Origin of the sequence: Pseudomonas sp. M1 (assembly GCF_022760135.1) — a bacterium.
GTDB lineage: Bacteria > Pseudomonadota > Gammaproteobacteria > Pseudomonadales > Pseudomonadaceae > Pseudomonas > Pseudomonas citronellolis.
The window spans coordinates 5762246-5779365 of sequence record NZ_CP094343.1; the positions used below are offsets into that span (position 1 = coordinate 5762246).

A 17120-nucleotide genomic window follows, 5' to 3' on the forward strand; every position below is an offset into this window, starting at 1 on the left:
CAAAGGCCCGATGACACCAATCAGGTAAGCGTCGTTCGGAATGTCAATCGACTGACGTCAAAATAAGAATATTCTTAGTCATTATAGAGAAGCGCCTATGACAACCAAGACCCTTAGAAGGCATTCTTGATGAAATTCACACAAGAACAGCCACCGTTCGTCCGACTCCCGCCGGCCGCCGCGGATGCACACGGCGGCCGCCGCGCCCCGTATAATCCCGCCACCGCGAATCAGGAGTCCGCCATGCCGAACCTCACCCTTGCCGACCTTTCCGGGGAAATCCAGGCCAACGTCCGCGCCGCCCTGGCCGAAGACATCGGCAGCGGCGACATCACCGCGCAGCTGATCCCCGCCGAGCGCGAGGCCCAGGCCCGCGTCATCACCCGCGAGGACGCCACCGTCGCAGGCACAGCCTGGGTCGACGAGGTATTCCGGCAGATCGACCCGCGCGTGCAGGTGCAATGGCAGGTGCGCGACGGCGAGCGGGTCAGCGCCGACCAGACGCTGTTCAGCCTGCTGGGCCCGGCCCGCGCGCTGCTCAGCGGCGAGCGCAGCGCGCTGAACTTCCTCCAGCTGCTCTCCGGCACCGCCACCCGCGCGCGCCACTATGCCGACCTGGTGGAAGGCACCGGCGTCAAGCTGCTGGACACCCGCAAGACCCTGCCCGGCCTGCGCCTGGCGCAGAAGTACGCGATCACCTGCGGCGGCTGCCACAATCACCGCATCGGCCTGTACGACGCCTTCCTGATCAAGGAAAACCACATCGCCGCCTGCGGCGGCATCGCCCAGGCCATCGCCGAGGCCCGGCGCATTGCCCCCGGCAAGCCGGTGGAAATCGAGGTGGAAGACCTGGACGAACTGAACCAGGCCCTGGCCGCCGGCGCCGACATCATCATGCTCGACGAACTGAGCCTGGAAGACATGCGCACCGCCGTGCGGGTGACCGCCGGCCGCGCCAAGCTGGAAGCCTCCGGCGGGATCGACGAAAGCACCCTGCGCGGCATCGCCGAAACCGGCGTGGACTACATCTCCATCGGCACCCTGACCAAGGACGTCAAGGCGCTGGACCTGTCGATGCGCTTGAGCCTGTAGCGGCGCGGCGGGTCAGATCAGCGCCACCAGAAGGGAATGGCGTAGGTGGGGCAGCGTAGGAGCGGATCTCATCCGCGAATCACGCCGATATACCCGGTCATCGCGGACAAAGATCCTACGGGGGAGGCATACCGTGCTTCCCGGCTACCTGTAGGAGCGGGCCCTGCCCGCGAAATCGCGCGCAGGGCGCGCTCCTACAGGGGAATGGCGTGGGTGGGGCGGCGTAGGCGACCCAGGGCTTTGCCTTTCCAGGAGGTTCCGTATACGTTACATAACATATGACTTGTCACGTATTCAGAACATGGACTATTCCCTCATCTCGACCCGCCTGGGTGAGCAGATTCGACAAAGGCGCCTGAATCGCGGGCTGACCCAGGCCGAGCTCGCCTCCATGGCCGGGCTCACCCGACAAAAGATCATCGCCGCCGAGAAAGGCAGCCTGTCGGTCGCCATGATGGCCTATGCCCGCATCCTCGGCGCCCTGGACTGCGAGTTCGCGCTCGTGCCGGCGGCGAGGCCTACGCTGGAGGAAATCCAGGGAGTGTTCGACTGATGCCGGCGACGCTGAAGGTTTCGACGCCAGAAGGTCCGAGCGGAAGGCTCTTCAGTAGCGCGGATGACTACCTGTTCCGCTATCAGGAAGGGACGGACGCGCGCGCCGCGGTCAGCCTGCTCATGCCCGTGCGCCTGGAAGAGTATCGCCATCGCGAACTGCACCCGATTTTCCAGATGAACCTGCCCGAAGGCTATGTCCTGGAACAACTGCGCAACCGCCTGGCCAAGTTGGTGAACGTGGACCCGATGCTATTGCTGGCCCTGTCTGGCAGCAGTGCGCCTATCGGACGGGTCCTGGTGAATTCGCAAGAGGTCGATGCGCTACTGCAACGCAGGCAGTTTCCAGGTGAGAAGCTGGAGGAAATCCTGGCCTGGGACGGCACGGACGATATCTTTGCCGAACTGGTGGACCGCTACATCCTGCGGGCCGGCATATCGGGCGTACAGCCCAAGGTGCTGGTTCCGGAACACCGGGATTCGCTACCGCAGCGGTTCACCTCGAAAACCTCCGACCTGATCATCAAGAGCGGCCGGGCTGAACTCCCGGGGCTGGCGATCAATGAATTCCTCTGCATGTCCATGGCAAAGGCATGCGGCGTTCCCGTTCCGGAGTTCTACCTGTCAGACAACGCCAGGCTGTTCGTCATGAGACGTTTCGACAGGGACGCGCAACTCGACCCCATCGGCTTCGAGGACATGGCGGCCCTGATGGGACTCTCGGCGCAACAGAAGTACAGCAAGAGCTATGCGGCCATTGCCAAGGCCATCCGGCTGTTCTGCCCTCCCGAGCATGTGCCGGCCTCCCTGGAACAGCTTTTCGGCATCGTGTCCCTGAGCTGCATCGTCGGCAATGGCGACGCACACTTGAAGAATTTCGGCCTGCTCTATTCGGATCCGACGCAAGGCGACGCGCGGCTGGCGCCGGCCTATGACATCGTCAATACCACCGCCTATATCCCAGAGGACGTGCTTGCCCTGGACCTTGCCGGCAACAAGTCGCTGTTCGCGTCGCGGCAAGGGCTTCTGGACCTTGCCAGGGTATGTGATGTGGCCCGGCCGGCCGAAGTCATACGTGCTCAACTGCAAGCGGTGGAAAAGGTGCTGGCGAACCACCCCGGGCTCTGCGAGCAGGCGCCCCAGGTGGTGGCCGCCATCCGGCACAGCGCCGAACCCTTCGCCAGGACCTTCGGCTAGGCCCGGCGCGCGGCGGTTGAGCCTGTAACGGCGCAGCAGGTCAGATCAGCTCCGCCAGGCCGATACGCTCGTCTTCCAGGCTCCTTTTCAATTGCTCTGCCGAATTTGGGCGATCGCCTGGTTCGAACTGCTGCCCTTCTTCAGAAAGGGCAACATGCGCCGGGAAAGATTTCGTCCAGCAGCAGCTTCATGCCGCCTCGATCCTGGCCGAATGTTTCATGCGGGCCACCGCGAAGGCCAGGCAAGCGAGAATGTCTTCACGCTCGAGCTCCGGGTAGTCAGCGATGATTTCTTCCTGGCTCATTCCGGCGGCCAGCCAGCTCAGGACATCCTCCACGGTTATCCGCAGCCCACGCACACAGGGCTTCCCGCCACGCCTGCCGGGCTCCAGGGTAATCCTCGATTCATCCGCCATGGCTCTGTCTCGACTTATGTTCGTTCGATGATCCGGGAGCCATCCGAATCCGCTTCGTTTGCGCCTCAGTCGTGGTGCTGCAAATACTCGCTCAGCGCCTGCCGGGTGAGGTCGTTCAGGCTCATGTGCTGCCGATTGGCTGCCAGGCTCGCTGCCAGATGCAAGTCATGGCCGACCCGCACGTTGAACGATCCCTTGCAAGGCACTTCCGGCTCCTGCCCCTGCGCCTGGCATGTGGCCAGGTAGTCGTCCACCGCCTCGCGGAAAGCGGCCTGCAGTTCGGCCACCGTCTCGCCTTCGTAGTTGACCAGCGCGCGGATGAAGAGCAGCTTGCCGAACAGGCAGTTGTCCTCGGTGCTGGCTTCGATGGAGCCGTAATAGCCCCGGTATTGCAGCAGGTTGTTCACGGAATCAGTTCCCCCGCCTTGAGGTGCTCGATGATCTGGCGCCGGACATAGGCTTTCAGCTCGTTGCCCGGGTGCGGCTTGTGAAGGTTGATCAACGCCTGCGGGTCGCCGTTGTCGAACTTGACCCGGCTCCCGCTGCCCTCCAACTGCCTGTAGCCCAGCCAACGCAGTAGTGTCACAAGCTCCTGCCAGGTAAAGCTGGCGCTTTCGTTGAGTAGCTTGGCCAGCAGTTTCTCGTTCCTGGACATGGAGCCTCCTTCATGCAACTAAAAATAGTTGCATACCATTTGATCGTCAACGGTCCTCTACCCCAGAGACGTGCTTGCCCTGGACCTTGCCAAGGTATGTGATGTGGCCCGGCCGGCCGAAGTCATACGCGCTCAATTGCAAGCGGTGGAAAAGGTGCTGGCGAGCCACCCCGGACTCTGCGAGCAGGCGCCCCAGGTGGTGGCCGCCATCCGGCACAGCGCCGAACCCTTCGCCAGGACCTTCGGCTAGGCCAGGCGCGCAGCGGCATCCAGCGCGGAAGCCAGGACGATGCGGTCGCGTCCCTGCCCCTTGGCCTCGTACAGCGCCTGGTCGGCCCGGCGCAGCCATTCGGTGGCGTCGGGCATGGCCGGATCGAAGCCGGCGATGCCGATGCTGAGGCTGACGCGCAATTCCGGCACCCGCTCCCAGTCCTCCCCGGCCAACTCGCGGGACAGTCGCGCCAGAACCTCCCGCGCCGCCTCCGGCTGCAGCCCCGGCAACAGCACGCAGAACTCGTCGCCGCCATAGCGCCCGGCCAGGTCCTCGGCGCGCAGGTGGCTGCGCATGAACTCGCTGAGCCGACGCAATACCAGGTCGCCGATCACGTGCCCGTGGCGGTCGTTGGTGGTCTTGAAATGGTCGACGTCGATCAGCGCCAGCGAAGCGGGCTGCTGCGCTTGCCGACAATGCTCGAAGGCCTGCTGCAGACGCTCCTTCCAGTAGCCGCGGTTGAACAGCTGGGTCAGGCTGTCGGTACGGCTCAGGTCGCGCAGCGCCTTCTTGTGCCGCGACAACTGGATGGCCAGGCGATAGAGCACCAGGCCGATGGTCATGGGGTGGATAACCAGCATGGGAATGCAGGCGTACAGCTCGGCCTGGGAGGTATCAGGCGAAAAACCGAAGCCCAGCACCAGGCCGGACAACAACATGCCGAGCGCCTGCAGCACGAAACCCTGGGCCACGAACCGCGCCCCGCCCGCCGCGGTGTTGTTCATCGCCAGCATGGAAAGCATCATCACCGAGGGCAGCACGTTGAACTGGATGGTGGCGATCCAGAACCCGCCCATCAGCGAATCGAAGAGCACGAAACGCCGCTCCAGCTCCTTGGGCCGCGGCGAACGTGAAGTGATCTGGTAGGCCATCAGCGGCCACAGATAGCAGAACCACAGCAGCAGCCCCCACAGCCACGCCGAATGCCCCTTCCCCCAGAGCACGCCGGCAACACAGAAGAACCCCACGGCCAAACCCACCGCGCGCGGCAAGAGCACGCGCTGGGCATAGGAACGGCTGAACCTGGCGGACTCACTCGACTGCTTCACAGACCGCTCCCTTCCTCACCGAAAGCTTCCCTGGGCAGCGGGAGTATAGTCCGGCAAATGATGGCAGTTCGATAGCGCCCGAGCGGCAAGTACGGCGGCTTCGAAGCCAGAAAGCAAAAGGCCCCGCCGAAGCGGGGCCTTTGCCAGAGATGGTGCCGGTAAGAGGAATCGAACCCCCGACCTTCTCATTACGAATGAGCTGCTCTACCGACTGAGCTACACCGGCGGGCGGGGCGCTAAATTAACATCCGCTCATCTGGCAGGCAATCATCTGCCTACCTCGATTGCTCCGACCTCCTACAGGCCAACAGCGCATAGCTCATGGCGAGCATTACTTGGGGGAAAGCGTGGAACAGAACCCCGTCCACCAGGGAAAGCACGAACAGCGAAATCACCAAGGCCGCGCCCAGCAGCCTTGCATCGCACGAATGCGCCGCGGCGATAGGACCGGGTAGATGTTTCAGCAGGCCGAACAACATCCCCCCGCCAATCACCAGAACACCTAGCCCACCCCATTCCACCGCAACCTGCAATGGCCCATTGTGCGCCTGTACGATCGGCCAGTCCGGGAGCAACCTCCTGACCGCATCCCCTCCCCAGCCAAACCAGGGACGCTCCAAGACATGAATCCACAACTCCGACCAGATCAACAAGCGACTGGAACTGAGGCGGTTAAGCGACTCCGCCGATTCGGAGCGAGCCAACGCCGCCATCCAGCCAAGGCCCGGGAAGTCGACAGGGAACAGCGCTGCCAACAGCAATGCCAGCAAAAAGCCGATCAGCATCCAGGCTATCACCCGTCCCGAGCAGAACTTCCTCCCCAGCCAGAGGATGCCAGTTCCTCCGACCAGGCAGGCTATGAACGCACCGCGCCCACCGGACCACAGCAGAAGCCCCATGGCCACGACATAGGTCAGCCAAACCAGCCCCCGGGCAAGCCCCCTATAGCGCAACATCGCCCATATGCAGAGGACGATTGCCACGCACAGGAAGTAAGCGACATGTCGAATGTGATTGAACAACGGTGGCGAGCCAAACCAGTTGTATGCGCTCGGGTTATCCAGACGCAACCAAAGCGAAGCGATCGCCCCCAGACATAGAAAAACCATCAACACAATGGTCGCAACCACCCAATCCACTGCAGATGAGTCTTCTCCAAACCAACGACATAGGCAGATAGCAAAGGCGAGATGCCCCAGCACCTCGAATAGCCGCTGATCATTTACAGCAGGCGCCCCATCGATAGCGGCCAAGTGATCGGAAAGCGCCATCAGTACTGCTACCACTACCACCCAAGGCAGTATCAGACGAGGCAGGGGGCCTGTGTCCCGAAAAACCACCAGCCCCAGCAATACGATGGAAACCTCCAGAAAAAATACACTGTGGTGGTATTCATCAAGAGAGCCAGAATTACCCAGTATCAGCCAGAGCAAAAATACACAGACTGCCAAACGAAACAACTGCACAGGTGAAAGGAAAAGCGACCGCCCCTCACGCCAGGCCAACACTCCGACCCAACTTCCATGCACCAACGCAAAATGCAAGAGCCGCCAACTATATAGTGTTTGTCCCTCCACAAGCAGCGGCACAACGCAGAACGAGAAGGACAGGAACGGCAAGCCAAACGCCGCAATCCGGGAGCGCCTGGAGCATTCGACACGGGTCCAAGAAAGCGAAACTGTCAGCAACAACAATTGCACGCCAGTGAACGGCAAGTAGTTGATCAGCTCGGTCGATGCCAGATAAAGCAAGTAAAACAAAACAGCCATTATCGAAATACGACTTACCTGCTGTCGAGCCAAGCCAACTCCCTGGAAGGCCAAGTCCATACTCTTCCTCTAGTCAATGAACGTACTGCAGTCTGTAAGTAGCTATTTTTGAGATATCTTCATCCCGAGGCGTCCGCTGCTCGTAAGGCCTTCCCTGTTCATCGAGCCCATAGGACAGATAACGCTTCTTCGCCGGCTCGTACCAGGTAAGCCGATCCGCACACCGCAACCCAATATCCTTGGCGGCCAACAATGCCGGCAAAGCGTCCTCCCGAAGACGCATACGCCCTTGGGAATCTATCTCGTAGAAAGATGCTGCCTGCTGGACAACCTTCCCCTCGCTCAGGGTTCGGTAGTCGGCAGTTGCCTCCAAGCGGATGCCGGTCTCCACGATCACGCAAGGGTCAAGTGCCGCTATATTGAAATCACCACCAGCAGCATACCCCTCTATCGCCCGCTTGAGGTCCAGCAGGGAAACCTGCTGATTGTGGCTCCCTGCCACATCGACTGGAGCACCGCCGACGAACTGCGTAGCGGCCAGCACTATGCGATTCTGCCATTCGCTGAGTAGATTCACGCCGTGCCCATACCCCTGGACAGGCACCGAATGCCCATCCAGTTCGATAGTTGCCTCCAATTCTCCCAGCCCTTCTCCGTGATCGGAAACGACGATCAGGAGCGCATTGTCCAGCACGCCCTTATGGCGCAACTGCTCCATGAGACGTCCGACCTGCGCATCCACCGCTGTTAACGCCTCGAGATGATTCACCAGGATGGGATTACTGCCCTGCACCTTCATGCGGGCATGCCGGGTCTTGAAGGGAAAGTGTGCAGACTCGAAATGAACCGCAAGAAACAGCGGCTTATCCGACGCCGCGGCTGCCGCCACGGCATCCACGAAACCGTCTGCCGAGTAGTTGGCAAAAGCAGCGGTGTTTATATAAGTGTAGGGAAGCAAAAGCCCAGCGAGTCGAGTCTGCAACAACAGGTTGCTTAAGGGCGTATCACTGACCGACTGGAGCAGAAAGTCCAGAACCCCAGGGCGAGGCCCTACCACCTCGTCAAATCCGAAGCTTTCATCGATGTTCGAGAAACGCCGCTCATCGATGCCAAAAACCGTACGGTACCCCAGGTCCCGGAGGCCTGAAGGCAGCAAGCCGGCTCTCGACACATGATCCATGTTGCGCAGGTTGAAAAAGGCTCCACTCTCTGCAGGAGGCCGCCCACTCAGTAGTGTGACCCAGGCTGGGAACGTCCTACCTAAAGGAGTATAGGCTTTCGTATAGCGCTGAGCGTGAGCGGTTGCTTTTACAATATTGGGCAGTAACGCCAGATTTTGCTCGAAGACATGAGCCGAAAGAGAGTCGATCCCGATAATTATGATATTTCGATCCGCCATAGGCGCCTTTAGTAAAGACGAGCCTATAGTACCTATACCGAAGAGCAGTATAAGCAAGGAAGCTATCAGCCCGAAGACCTTCAGGCGTGCCATGCCAGCACCTAGGAAGAGAGCAACACAAACTCCGATTACGAAAACGGCCGCCAAGCCCTTCCCCAGAAGCGGAGAATTCAATACAGCGAACGGAACAGAGTAGCTCGACAGGGGGAAAAGCCAAGAATTCACAGCAACCAGAAGGACCCAGCCAAATAGCAGGACACAAGCCTCCAGCAGCAGGCTCTGCACCGTTAAAAAACGTGCCAAAGCGCCAGCCATCCATCCCAAGAGCGCCAGCCATAAGGAACACAAGAAGATATTTACAAACACAAACAGTAGTGCTCCCGCAACAATTGCCGGGGTCACCAATACCTGACCTAGCAGCAAGTGTATCTGCGGATCAGCTATCGAGAGCGACCCGGGCTCCAGTAGCAGAGGCATAAAATAAAGAAGCGCGAATATTGCGCGCAGCACCGACTTCCTGCAGCCCAACACTCCCCCCATGCCGAAGGCGATTTCATCAACTCCAACAAAAACGCCCTGCTGGGCAGGGCGTTAAGAACAGGCCTCGACTATTTAGTCGTCACTGGTGGTGTTAATTACGGCACTCAGCAGGCACATACTTTTTGTCAGTGGAAGTGGTGCACTTCCAAGTCACCGGGCCACCAGATACCTGGGTCGGAGTCAGCGCCAGCTTCACGCTTTTAGCGGTGGCATCCATAGTGATGTCAATTTTACCGGTGGTGTCAGTGCATCCAATGGAAGTCACATGCCCACCAGCGGTAGTGTTCGCACCTGTGCAGCGAGTAGTGGTAGTCGGATCGTTAGCCATATTCTCGGCGACGGTGGTCTTGACACCACTTGCCAGGCTCAGACCTTCGGAAACGCGAGCACGGACGGTGTAGTCCTGGTAGGCCGGCAGGGCGATGGCAGCCAGGATACCGATGATCGCTACGACGATCATCAATTCGATGAGGGTGAAGCCTTTCTGAGCGTTCATGCAACTCTCCTTGAGTAGGGTAGCGGTCCTAGGACCTAAAATTCTTCAAGCACAGGCCGTGCCAATATTCTCACGCCAAGAATGGACATTTCGCACGCTACTTTCAGTAATAGGCAACCGCAATCAGGCAACAACTGACAAAAAACGGCACGCCCGAGACGCACATTTGGCACTAGGAAGGCGGTGCGTTATAAGGCCTAGTGAATCCTCTTTTCGGCCCATACCTACATGAACGATCAAGTCGTGCTTTCCGGCCTCGCCCGCCAGTTAGTGATTGCCGAACTTCTTGACGAGAAAAGCGCCCAGCAGGCGCAACAGCAGGCCCAGCGCAACAAGCTTTCGCTGGTGACCTACCTGGTACAGAACAAGCTGGTGAAAAGCCGGCCCCTGACCGAACTGGCGGCGGACCAGTTCGGCGTGGCGTTCTGCGACCTCAGCTCGATAGACAAGGAAGGCATCCCGAAAGAGTTGATCAGCGAGAAACTGGTCCGCCAACACCGGGTCATTCCCCTCTGGCGCCGCGGCAACAAATTGTTCGTCGGCCTTTCCGACCCGACCAACCACCAAGCCGTTACCGATGTCCAGTTCAGTACCGGCCTGACCACCGAAGCCATCCTGGTCGAGGACGATAAGCTCGGCGATGCCATCGAAAAACTCTTCGAGAGCGCTACTGGCGGGCTGGACGATCTGGGCGATGTAGACCTGGATGGTCTGGACATAGAAAGCGGCGATGCTGAGCGTAAGGAAGAAGCCATTGGCGGTGATGCCGACGATGCCCCAGTGGTGCGCTTCGTCAACAAGATGCTGCTGGATGCCATCAAGGGTGGTTCATCAGACTTGCACTTCGAGCCCTACGAGAAGATCTATCGAGTGCGCTTCCGTACCGACGGCATGTTGCACGAAGTCGCCAAGCCACCGATCCAATTAGCCAGTCGTATTTCCGCACGCCTGAAGGTGATGGCTGGTCTGGATATTTCCGAGCGGCGCAAACCCCAGGACGGCCGCATCAAGATGCGTGTGTCCAAGAGCAAGTCCATCGATTTCCGCGTCAACACCCTACCCACACTGTGGGGTGAGAAGATCGTAATGCGGATCCTCGATTCGGCAAGCGCACAGATGGGCATTGACGCCCTTGGCTATGAAGATGCGCAGAAACAGCTCTATCTGGAGGCCCTGAAGCAACCGCAGGGAATGATTCTAGTGACCGGTCCAACCGGCTCCGGCAAGACCGTATCTCTGTATACCGGCTTGAATATCCTTAATACCCCCGACATCAATATCTCCACCGCCGAAGACCCGGTGGAGATCAACCTGGAGGGCATCAACCAGGTCAATGTCAACCCTCGCCAGGGCATGGACTTCGCTCAGGCGCTGCGCGCCTTTCTGCGCCAGGACCCGGATGTGATCATGGTGGGCGAGATCCGCGACCTGGAAACCGCCGAGATCGCCATCAAGGCCGCCCAGACCGGCCATATGGTGATGTCCACCTTGCACACCAACAGTGCTGCGGAAACCCTGACGCGCCTGCTGAACATGGGGGTGGCCTCCTTCAACCTGGCCACCTCAACCAACCTGATCATTGCCCAACGCCTGGCGCGCAAACTCTGCCCGCACTGCAAGAAGGAACACGACGTCCCCAACGAAACCCTGCTCCATGAAGGTTTTCCCGAGGACAGGATCGGCAGCTTCAAGCTGTACGCCCCCGTGGGGTGTGAAAATTGCAAGAACGGCTACAAGGGCCGCGTGGGTATTTATGAAGTGGTTAAAATCACGCCGGCGCTGCAGCGGATTATCATGGAGGAAGGCAACTCCATTCAGATCGCGGAGCAAGCCCGCAAAGAAGGCTTCAATGACCTGCGTACCTCGGGCCTGGTCAAGGCCATGCAAGGCATTACCAGCCTCGAGGAAGTCAACCGCGTGACCAAGGATTAATCCATGGCGGAAAAAGCGTTAAAAGTCAGCCTCTTTACCTGGGAAGGTACGGACCGCAAGGGCGGCAAGATCAAGGGGGAGCTGTCGGGCACCAATGCCGCACTGGTGAAGGCACAATTGCGTAAGCAGGGCATCAACCCGATCAAAGTGCGCAAGAAAGGTATTTCTCTGCTGAGCAAGGGCAAGAAAATCAAGCCCATGGACATCGCCCTGTTCACCCGGCAGATGGCGACCATGATGGGCTCGGGGGTGCCTTTGCTGCAGTCTTTCGACATCATCGGTGAGGGCTTCGACAACCCGAACATGCGCAAGCTGGTCGATGACATCAAGCAGGAAGTAGCTGCGGGTAACAGCCTGGCCAACTCCCTGCGTAAGAAACCCCAATACTTCGACGACCTTTATTGCAACCTGGTTGATGCTGGCGAGCAGTCAGGTGCCTTGGAAACCCTACTCGACCGGGTCGCCACCTATAAGGAAAAGACCGAGTCGCTGAAAGCCAAGATCAAGAAAGCGATGACGTACCCCATAGCAGTAATCGTCGTCGCCATCATTGTTTCAGCGATTCTGCTGATCAAGGTAGTGCCACAATTCCAAACAGTTTTCTCAAGTTTTGGCGCTGAATTGCCAGCATTCACCCAGATGGTCATTACCCTCTCGGAAATCCTGCAGCAATGGTGGCTCATTGTCCTGATCGCCCTATTCGCAATTGCTTTTGGCCTCAAGGAAGCACACAAACGCTCGGAGAAGTTCCGCGACTCGGTCGATAGAGGCATCCTGAAACTCCCCATTGTCGGCGGCATCATCTACAAGTCCGCCGTCGCCCGTTATGCACGCACCCTGTCCACTACATTCGCCGCTGGCGTGCCGTTGGTGGAGGCACTCGATTCGGTAGCTGGTGCCACCGGCAACGTGGTGTTCCGCAATGCGGTGAACAAAATCAAACAGGACGTTTCCTCTGGTACCCAATTGAATTTCTCGATGCGTACCACCGGCGTCTTCCCGACCATGGCCATCCAGATGGCAGCTATCGGCGAAGAGTCCGGTTCGCTCGACGGCATGCTGGACAAAGTAGCCTCCTACTATGAAGAAGAAGTCGACAACGCCGTCGACAACCTCACCACCCTGATGGAACCCATGATCATGGCAGTCCTCGGCGTACTGGTCGGCGGCCTGATCATCGCCATGTACCTCCCCATCTTCCAACTGGGCTCCGTCGTCTAAGCATGCCTGTACTCGACTTCCTGGCCAGCTACGAGCTGGCCTTTGTTTTATGCGCCGCCCTGCTCGGCCTTCTGGTCGGTAGCTTCCTCAACGTGGTCATCCATCGCCTGCCGAAGATGATGGAGCTGGAATGGCAACAGCAGGCACGTGATGCGCTTTCCCTGCCCCAGCCCGAGCAAAAGGCCACCTACAACCTGGTTCTGCCCAACTCCCAGTGCCCGCATTGCGGTCATGAAATCCGTGCCTGGGAGAACATCCCCGTCATCAGCTACCTGGCCTTGCGCGGCAAGTGCTCGGCCTGTAAGGCGCCGATCAGTGCGCGTTATCCGCTGGTCGAGCTGGCCACCGCTCTACTCTCCGGTTTCGTTGCCTGGCACTTCGGCTTTACCTGGCAGGCTGGGGCCATGCTGTTGCTGACCTGGGGGCTGTTGGCCATGAGCCTGATCGATGTCGATCACCAGTTGCTGCCGGATGCGTTGGTGCTGCCGCTGCTCTGGCTGGGCTTGATCGTCAATTACTTCGGGCTTTTCACCAGCCTGGGCGATGCGCTCTGGGGTGCGGTGTTCGGTTACCTGAGCCTGTGGTCGGTGTACTGGCTGTTCAAGCTGCTGACCGGCAAGGAAGGCATGGGTTATGGCGACTTCAAGCTGCTGGCCATGCTCGGCGCCTGGGGTGGCTGGCAGGTGTTGCCGCTGACCATCCTGTTCTCGTCCCTGGTCGGGGCCGTGCTGGGCGTCATTCTGCTGCGTCTGCGCAATGCCGAGACCAGCACGCCGATCCCCTTCGGGCCCTATCTGGCCATCGCCGGCTGGATTGCGCTGCTCTGGGGTGATCAAATAACCACTACCTATCTGCAGTTCGCCGGTTTCCGGTAGCTCCTGCTCGAACGCTGGCTCGCCTGGTCCCCTGCGTTCGCGGGGCGACGGGGAGCCTGGCGCGAGGAGTACGATGAAACCCTGGATCCTTGGCCTCACCGGCGGCATCGGCAGCGGCAAGAGCGCCGCCGCCGCCCACTTCGCCAACCTTGGCGTGCACATGGTGGATGCCGACCATGCCGCGCGCTGGGTCGTCGAGCCCGGCCGGCCGGCGCTGGCGAGCATCGTGGAACGCTTCGGCGAAGCCATGCTGCAGCCCGACGGCACCCTGAACCGCGCCGCCCTGCGCGAGCGCATCTTCCAGTCCGCGGAGGAACGCCGTTGGCTGGAGCAGTTGCTGCACCCGCTGATCGGCCAGGAGATCGCCAGCAACCTGGCGCAGGCCGAATCGCCCTATGCCATCCTGGTTTCGCCGCTGCTGGTGGAGTCCGGGCAGCACCGCATGGCCCAGCGGGTGCTGGTGGTGGACACGCCTGAGCACCTGCAGTTGGAGCGCACCGTGCGCCGGGACAACGTCTCCGAGGAACAGGTGCGCGCCATTCTCCAGGCGCAGGCGCAACGCGACGACCGCCTCAAGCATGCCGATGACATACTGCTGAACGACCGCGATCTCGGCCACCTGCAGCGCGAAGTGGAGCGCCTGCACGACTTTTATCTCAGCCTGCGCGGAGGACGCCCATGAGCCAGCCCCTGACCGTTGAATGCCCGACCTGCGGCGCCCCGGTGGAGTGGAGTGCCAAGAGCCTCTACCGCCCCTTCTGTTCCGAACGCTGCAAGCTCATCGACCTGGGCGCCTGGGCCGCCGAGGAGCATGCGATTCCCGGCAACGACCTGGAGGACGATGTGTTCTCCGGGGAGTTGGATACGCCGCCGCTGCGGGGGCATTGAGGGTTCGCCGAGTTGGATGGGCCGGCCTGTTGGCCGGCATCGCGGATGAATCCGCTCCTACACCTTCCCCCGTAGGATGGTGTTGAGCGAAGCGATACCCATCACCGCGACCGCATGGGTTTCGCAAGCTCAACCCATCCTACAAAGAGCATCTCGGCGCAGTCGGCAAGACTGTTGCTCCTACGAACCAACCAGAGACTTCACGGTTGCGCCCTGGCCCACGCCGGGGTGTAGACTGACGAGAATTGCAGCAGAGGCCCGAATCATGAGCGCCCGACTTTCCCCCATAGTCTCCGAGTTCGAAACCCCGGAGCAGGCAGCCAGCCATGATCGCTGGTTCCGCCAAAAGGTGCAGAAGTCCCTTACAGACAACCAACCAGGGCGTCCCCATGACGAGGTAATGGTCGACATGGACGCCATCATTGCCCAGGCCGAAGCCCGGCGCCAGGGCAACGACTAGTGCTATCGATCATCTGGCGCAGGAGTGCCAGTGATGACCTCGCGACCATTCTCGCCTATATAGCCAACGAGGATCCCCAAGCAGCAAGGCGCCTCAAGGAACGCGTGGAGTCTGCCGTGCTGCCGTTGGCCCAGCATCCCTACCTTTACCGTCATGGACGAGTACCCGGCACACGAGAAGTCGTGATCCACCCCAACTACATCCTGGTTTACCGGATCGACGCTGAATGCATCGAAGTAGTCAGCGTCCTGCATTCGCGCCAGGAATATCCCTGATCGTCTTCACGGCCGCATGAACGCGTAGTCCCGATCCTCGTCGAGGTTGTCGGCGAGGAAGTGCAGTTCGTGCGCCAGGTCTTCTTCCGTGCGGACCTGGGCGTTGGCCCGCACCACCGAGCTGAGCAGGGCGCGCAGCACCAGTTGCGTGTCCATGCCCGCCGCTTCGGCTTCCAGCAGCAGTTCGTGAAGGCGTTGTTCGGCCCAACTGTGAATGCTCATGCCGTTCTCCATTGCTGTGGGGCAGCAGAGTGTCCCGGCGTGGCGATCACGGCGAACTGACCTGGATCAATCCGAGGAAAGGGATGACAGCGGCGAATTGGCTGTCATCAACGCGGCTCATCCTCGTCGTCCTTGCCCTCTTCCTTCTTCTCTTCCTTCCAGGGCGCCTGCAGGTAGCGGGTGCGGTTGAAGGTTTCCAGCCAGTCCGGGTAGAACACCACCAGGCCGGTGACCACGGTGCCGTTGATGAAGGCCTCGGGGAACATGATCAGCCACAGGTAGCCGATGAAGTCATCCAGCCAGGGCGGCATCGGGAAGATGCCGTCGACCCACAGCAGGCCCAGGCCCAGCAGCATGCAGCACAGGGCCGCCAGCGCCGCGGGGAAGAAGCCCGAGCAGAAGATGTAGACGAACAGGTTGCGCGGCTGGCGGCGCTCGACGAAGAGCGCGGCCATTTCGGTGATGAACACCGGCACCAGCACCAGCAGCACGCCGTTGACGCCGATCGCCACCCAGTCCTGGCGCCCCAGCAGGCACAGGCCGAGCTGCGCCACCAGGCCGACGAGCAGCGCCAGCGGCCAGTCCAGCAGCAGGGTCACCGCGGTCATGCCGATGAAATGGAAGGACAGCCCCGAAGCGAAGTCCCGGCGCACCAGCCACAGCAGGAACAACGCCAGCATGGTGCCGAACACCAGGTGCTGGCGGCGGAAATCGCTGACCATTTCCACCCAGGGCGCTCGCCACGCGGCGAGCGCCAGCGCGGGCAGGTAGATCGCCCAGCCCAGGGTCAGGCTCTCTTCCGAGAGCAGTTGCGCGGCTATCACTTGGCGACCTGCTCCAGCGCCTCGCGCAGCGCGGGCGCCGAGGTATAGGCCTGGCTGGCGAGCACCCTGCCCTGCTGCAGGCTTATCCACAGCACGCTGTCTTCCGGCACCTGGAAGTGGCTGGCCACCCGCGGTTCGCGGTCGAGCAGCACGCGGTAGTTGTAGTCGCGCATGGCCGGCACGGCGAATATCTTGGAGATCAGCGAGGGCATGCGGCTGATGTCGGCGACGAAGGCCGCATGGCGTTGCTCCAGGTAACCCTGCGGGCGCCCCTCCAATGCTGCCTTCACCAACTTGCCGCCGGCCATGTCGCGGGCCACCAGCAGGACCTTCAGGTCATCGTTCTGGGTGTAGGGCTTGTCGTACTGGTCGAGCAGCGTCCAGCCCGTCGGGGCGCCCTCCTCGCCGGCGGCCAGGGCCAGCAGCGGGACCAGGGATAGCAACAGTGCGGCGCAGGTTCTTCTGATGTTCATGCTCAGGCTCCGGCGGAATAGACCAGGATGTCGTCGCGCCGCCCCCAGTCGGCCTGGCCCTCCCAGAAGGCCAGCGCTTCGGGGGCGTCGCGCAGGACGAAGACATGGGATTTGCCGATGCCCAGCCGCGCCAGGCGCGCCAGGGCCTCGTCGAGCATCCGCCGGGCCAGTCCACAGCCGCGGTAGGGCACATCCACCACCAGGTGCTGCAGGTAGCCGCGGCGGCCGTCGTGACCGACCAGCAGGCTGCCGATCAGCGCACCCTCGGCCTCCAGCACCAGGCTGAGGTCGGGGTTGCGGGCGAGGTAGGCGGCGAAGGGTTCGAATTCGTCGTCGCGGCGCAACTGGATGCCCGGCGTGCGTTCCCAGAGGGCGATGAGCCGCGGGTGATCGGCGGTCGAGGCGCTGCGCAGGAACATGCTGAAGGGCTCCGGGGAAGGATCGCCACAGTGTACACAGGGCGCCGCCGATTCCGCCGCTTTTGCCCCGCCACGGGGTGAGGCGCCATGTCGCAG

Annotated in this window: 21 protein-coding genes, 1 tRNA gene and 1 pseudogene; 11 read left to right on the forward strand and 12 right to left on the reverse strand. The window is 60.9% G+C overall.

Annotated elements, in window-relative coordinates; genetic code table 11:
* Positions 1–243: 243 nt before the first annotated feature.
* The 3 genes from nadC (at position 244) to PM1_RS25460 (ending at position 2841) form a co-directional block, all read left to right on the forward strand.
* Positions 244–1092 carry a carboxylating nicotinate-nucleotide diphosphorylase gene (gene nadC, locus PM1_RS25450; protein WP_009617652.1) on the forward strand — a complete coding sequence of 283 codons (849 nt, stop codon included), beginning with the start codon at positions 244–246 and terminating at the stop codon, positions 1090–1092.
* A gap of 301 nt (positions 1093–1393) precedes the next feature.
* Positions 1394–1645 (forward strand): helix-turn-helix transcriptional regulator, encoded by a 252-nt coding sequence (locus PM1_RS25455; RefSeq protein WP_009617650.1) that lies wholly within the window; start codon positions 1394–1396, stop codon positions 1643–1645.
* Positions 1645–2841, forward strand: coding sequence for a type II toxin-antitoxin system HipA family toxin (locus PM1_RS25460; RefSeq protein ID WP_009617648.1), 1197 nt, complete (start codon positions 1645–1647; stop codon positions 2839–2841). The genes PM1_RS25455 and PM1_RS25460 overlap by 1 nt, the downstream gene beginning before the upstream one ends.
* A 187-nt stretch (positions 2842–3028) precedes the next feature.
* Here the strand turns inward: PM1_RS25460 and PM1_RS25465 are convergent, their stop codons facing one another.
* The 3 genes from PM1_RS25465 to PM1_RS25475 form a co-directional block, all read right to left on the reverse strand.
* Positions 3029–3256: a DUF433 domain-containing protein gene (locus PM1_RS25465; protein ID WP_009617646.1), complete on the reverse strand. Its 228-nt coding sequence runs from the start codon at positions 3254–3256 to the stop codon at positions 3029–3031.
* A gap of 65 nt (positions 3257–3321) precedes the next feature.
* Positions 3322–3663: a type II toxin-antitoxin system HicB family antitoxin gene (locus PM1_RS25470; RefSeq protein WP_009617644.1), complete on the reverse strand. Its 342-nt coding sequence runs from the start codon at positions 3661–3663 to the stop codon at positions 3322–3324.
* On the reverse strand, positions 3660–3911 hold the full coding sequence (locus tag PM1_RS25475; protein WP_009617642.1) for a type II toxin-antitoxin system HicA family toxin: 252 nt from the start codon (positions 3909–3911) through the stop codon (positions 3660–3662). Before PM1_RS25475 ends, PM1_RS25470 begins: the two co-directional genes overlap by 4 nt.
* Positions 3912–3954: 43 nt before the next feature.
* On the opposite strand from PM1_RS25475, the pseudogene PM1_RS25480 reads away from it, so the two are divergent.
* A pseudogene (locus PM1_RS25480) lies at positions 3955–4161 on the forward strand (type II toxin-antitoxin system HipA family toxin); the annotation flags it as partial.
* Here PM1_RS25480 and PM1_RS25485 read toward each other — a convergent pair.
* The 5 genes from PM1_RS25485 to PM1_RS25505 form a co-directional block, all read right to left on the reverse strand.
* Positions 4158–5231: a diguanylate cyclase gene (locus tag PM1_RS25485; RefSeq protein ID WP_009617639.1), complete on the reverse strand. Its 1074-nt coding sequence runs from the start codon at positions 5229–5231 to the stop codon at positions 4158–4160. The pseudogene PM1_RS25480 and the gene PM1_RS25485 overlap by 4 nt on opposite strands.
* Positions 5232–5381: 150 nt before the next feature.
* Positions 5382–5457, reverse strand: a tRNA-Thr gene (locus PM1_RS25490).
* A 49-nt stretch (positions 5458–5506) separates the two neighbouring features.
* Positions 5507–7060, reverse strand: coding sequence for an O-antigen ligase family protein (locus PM1_RS25495; protein ID WP_009617637.1), 1554 nt, complete (start codon positions 7058–7060; stop codon positions 5507–5509).
* Between the two features lie 13 nt (positions 7061–7073).
* Entirely contained in the window at positions 7074–8909 is a 1836-nt protein-coding gene (locus PM1_RS25500) for a sulfatase-like hydrolase/transferase (RefSeq protein ID WP_161788510.1), read from the reverse strand.
* A 121-nt stretch (positions 8910–9030) separates the two neighbouring features.
* Positions 9031–9435, reverse strand: coding sequence for a pilin (locus PM1_RS25505; RefSeq protein ID WP_009617631.1), 405 nt, complete (start codon positions 9433–9435; stop codon positions 9031–9033).
* A 228-nt stretch (positions 9436–9663) separates the two neighbouring features.
* On the opposite strand from PM1_RS25505, the gene pilB reads away from it, so the two are divergent.
* The 7 genes from pilB to PM1_RS25540 all read left to right on the forward strand — a co-directional run bounded on the left by pilB (position 9664) and on the right by PM1_RS25540 (position 15086).
* Positions 9664–11367: a type IV-A pilus assembly ATPase PilB gene (pilB, locus tag PM1_RS25510; RefSeq protein WP_009617629.1), complete on the forward strand. Its 1704-nt coding sequence runs from the start codon at positions 9664–9666 to the stop codon at positions 11365–11367.
* 3 nt (positions 11368–11370) lie between these two features.
* Positions 11371–12588: a type II secretion system F family protein gene (locus PM1_RS25515; protein ID WP_009617627.1), complete on the forward strand. Its 1218-nt coding sequence runs from the start codon at positions 11371–11373 to the stop codon at positions 12586–12588.
* Between the two features lie 2 nt (positions 12589–12590).
* Complete coding sequence (locus PM1_RS25520; RefSeq protein ID WP_009617626.1) at positions 12591–13463, forward strand: prepilin peptidase; 873 nt, start codon at positions 12591–12593, stop codon at positions 13461–13463.
* A gap of 73 nt (positions 13464–13536) precedes the next feature.
* Entirely contained in the window at positions 13537–14145 is a 609-nt protein-coding gene (coaE, locus tag PM1_RS25525) for a dephospho-CoA kinase (protein ID WP_009617624.1), read from the forward strand.
* Positions 14142–14351, forward strand: coding sequence for a DNA gyrase inhibitor YacG (gene yacG, locus PM1_RS25530; RefSeq protein WP_009617622.1), 210 nt, complete (start codon positions 14142–14144; stop codon positions 14349–14351). The genes coaE and yacG overlap by 4 nt, the downstream gene beginning before the upstream one ends.
* A gap of 265 nt (positions 14352–14616) precedes the next feature.
* Positions 14617–14811, forward strand: coding sequence for a type II toxin-antitoxin system RelB family antitoxin (gene relB, locus PM1_RS25535; protein WP_009617620.1), 195 nt, complete (start codon positions 14617–14619; stop codon positions 14809–14811).
* The gene (locus PM1_RS25540; protein ID WP_024128153.1) at positions 14811–15086 is read left to right on the forward strand and encodes a type II toxin-antitoxin system RelE/ParE family toxin; all 276 of its coding nucleotides are present in this window, start codon (positions 14811–14813) and stop codon (positions 15084–15086) included. The genes relB and PM1_RS25540 overlap by 1 nt, the downstream gene beginning before the upstream one ends.
* Before the next feature lie 6 nt (positions 15087–15092).
* Here the strand turns inward: PM1_RS25540 and PM1_RS25545 are convergent, their stop codons facing one another.
* From PM1_RS25545 to PM1_RS25560, 4 genes are all read right to left on the reverse strand, one after another.
* Complete coding sequence (locus PM1_RS25545; RefSeq protein ID WP_009617618.1) at positions 15093–15308, reverse strand: hypothetical protein; 216 nt, start codon at positions 15306–15308, stop codon at positions 15093–15095.
* 107 nt (positions 15309–15415) lie between these two features.
* The gene (locus tag PM1_RS25550) at positions 15416–16132 is read right to left on the reverse strand and encodes an energy-coupling factor ABC transporter permease (protein WP_009617616.1); all 717 of its coding nucleotides are present in this window, start codon (positions 16130–16132) and stop codon (positions 15416–15418) included.
* Positions 16129–16605: a hypothetical protein gene (locus PM1_RS25555; protein ID WP_009617614.1), complete on the reverse strand. Its 477-nt coding sequence runs from the start codon at positions 16603–16605 to the stop codon at positions 16129–16131. The genes PM1_RS25550 and PM1_RS25555 overlap by 4 nt, the downstream gene beginning before the upstream one ends.
* Positions 16606–16607: 2 nt before the next feature.
* Positions 16608–17024 carry a GNAT family N-acetyltransferase gene (locus PM1_RS25560; protein ID WP_009617613.1) on the reverse strand — a complete coding sequence of 139 codons (417 nt, stop codon included), beginning with the start codon at positions 17022–17024 and terminating at the stop codon, positions 16608–16610.
* Positions 17025–17120 lie beyond the last annotated feature (96 nt).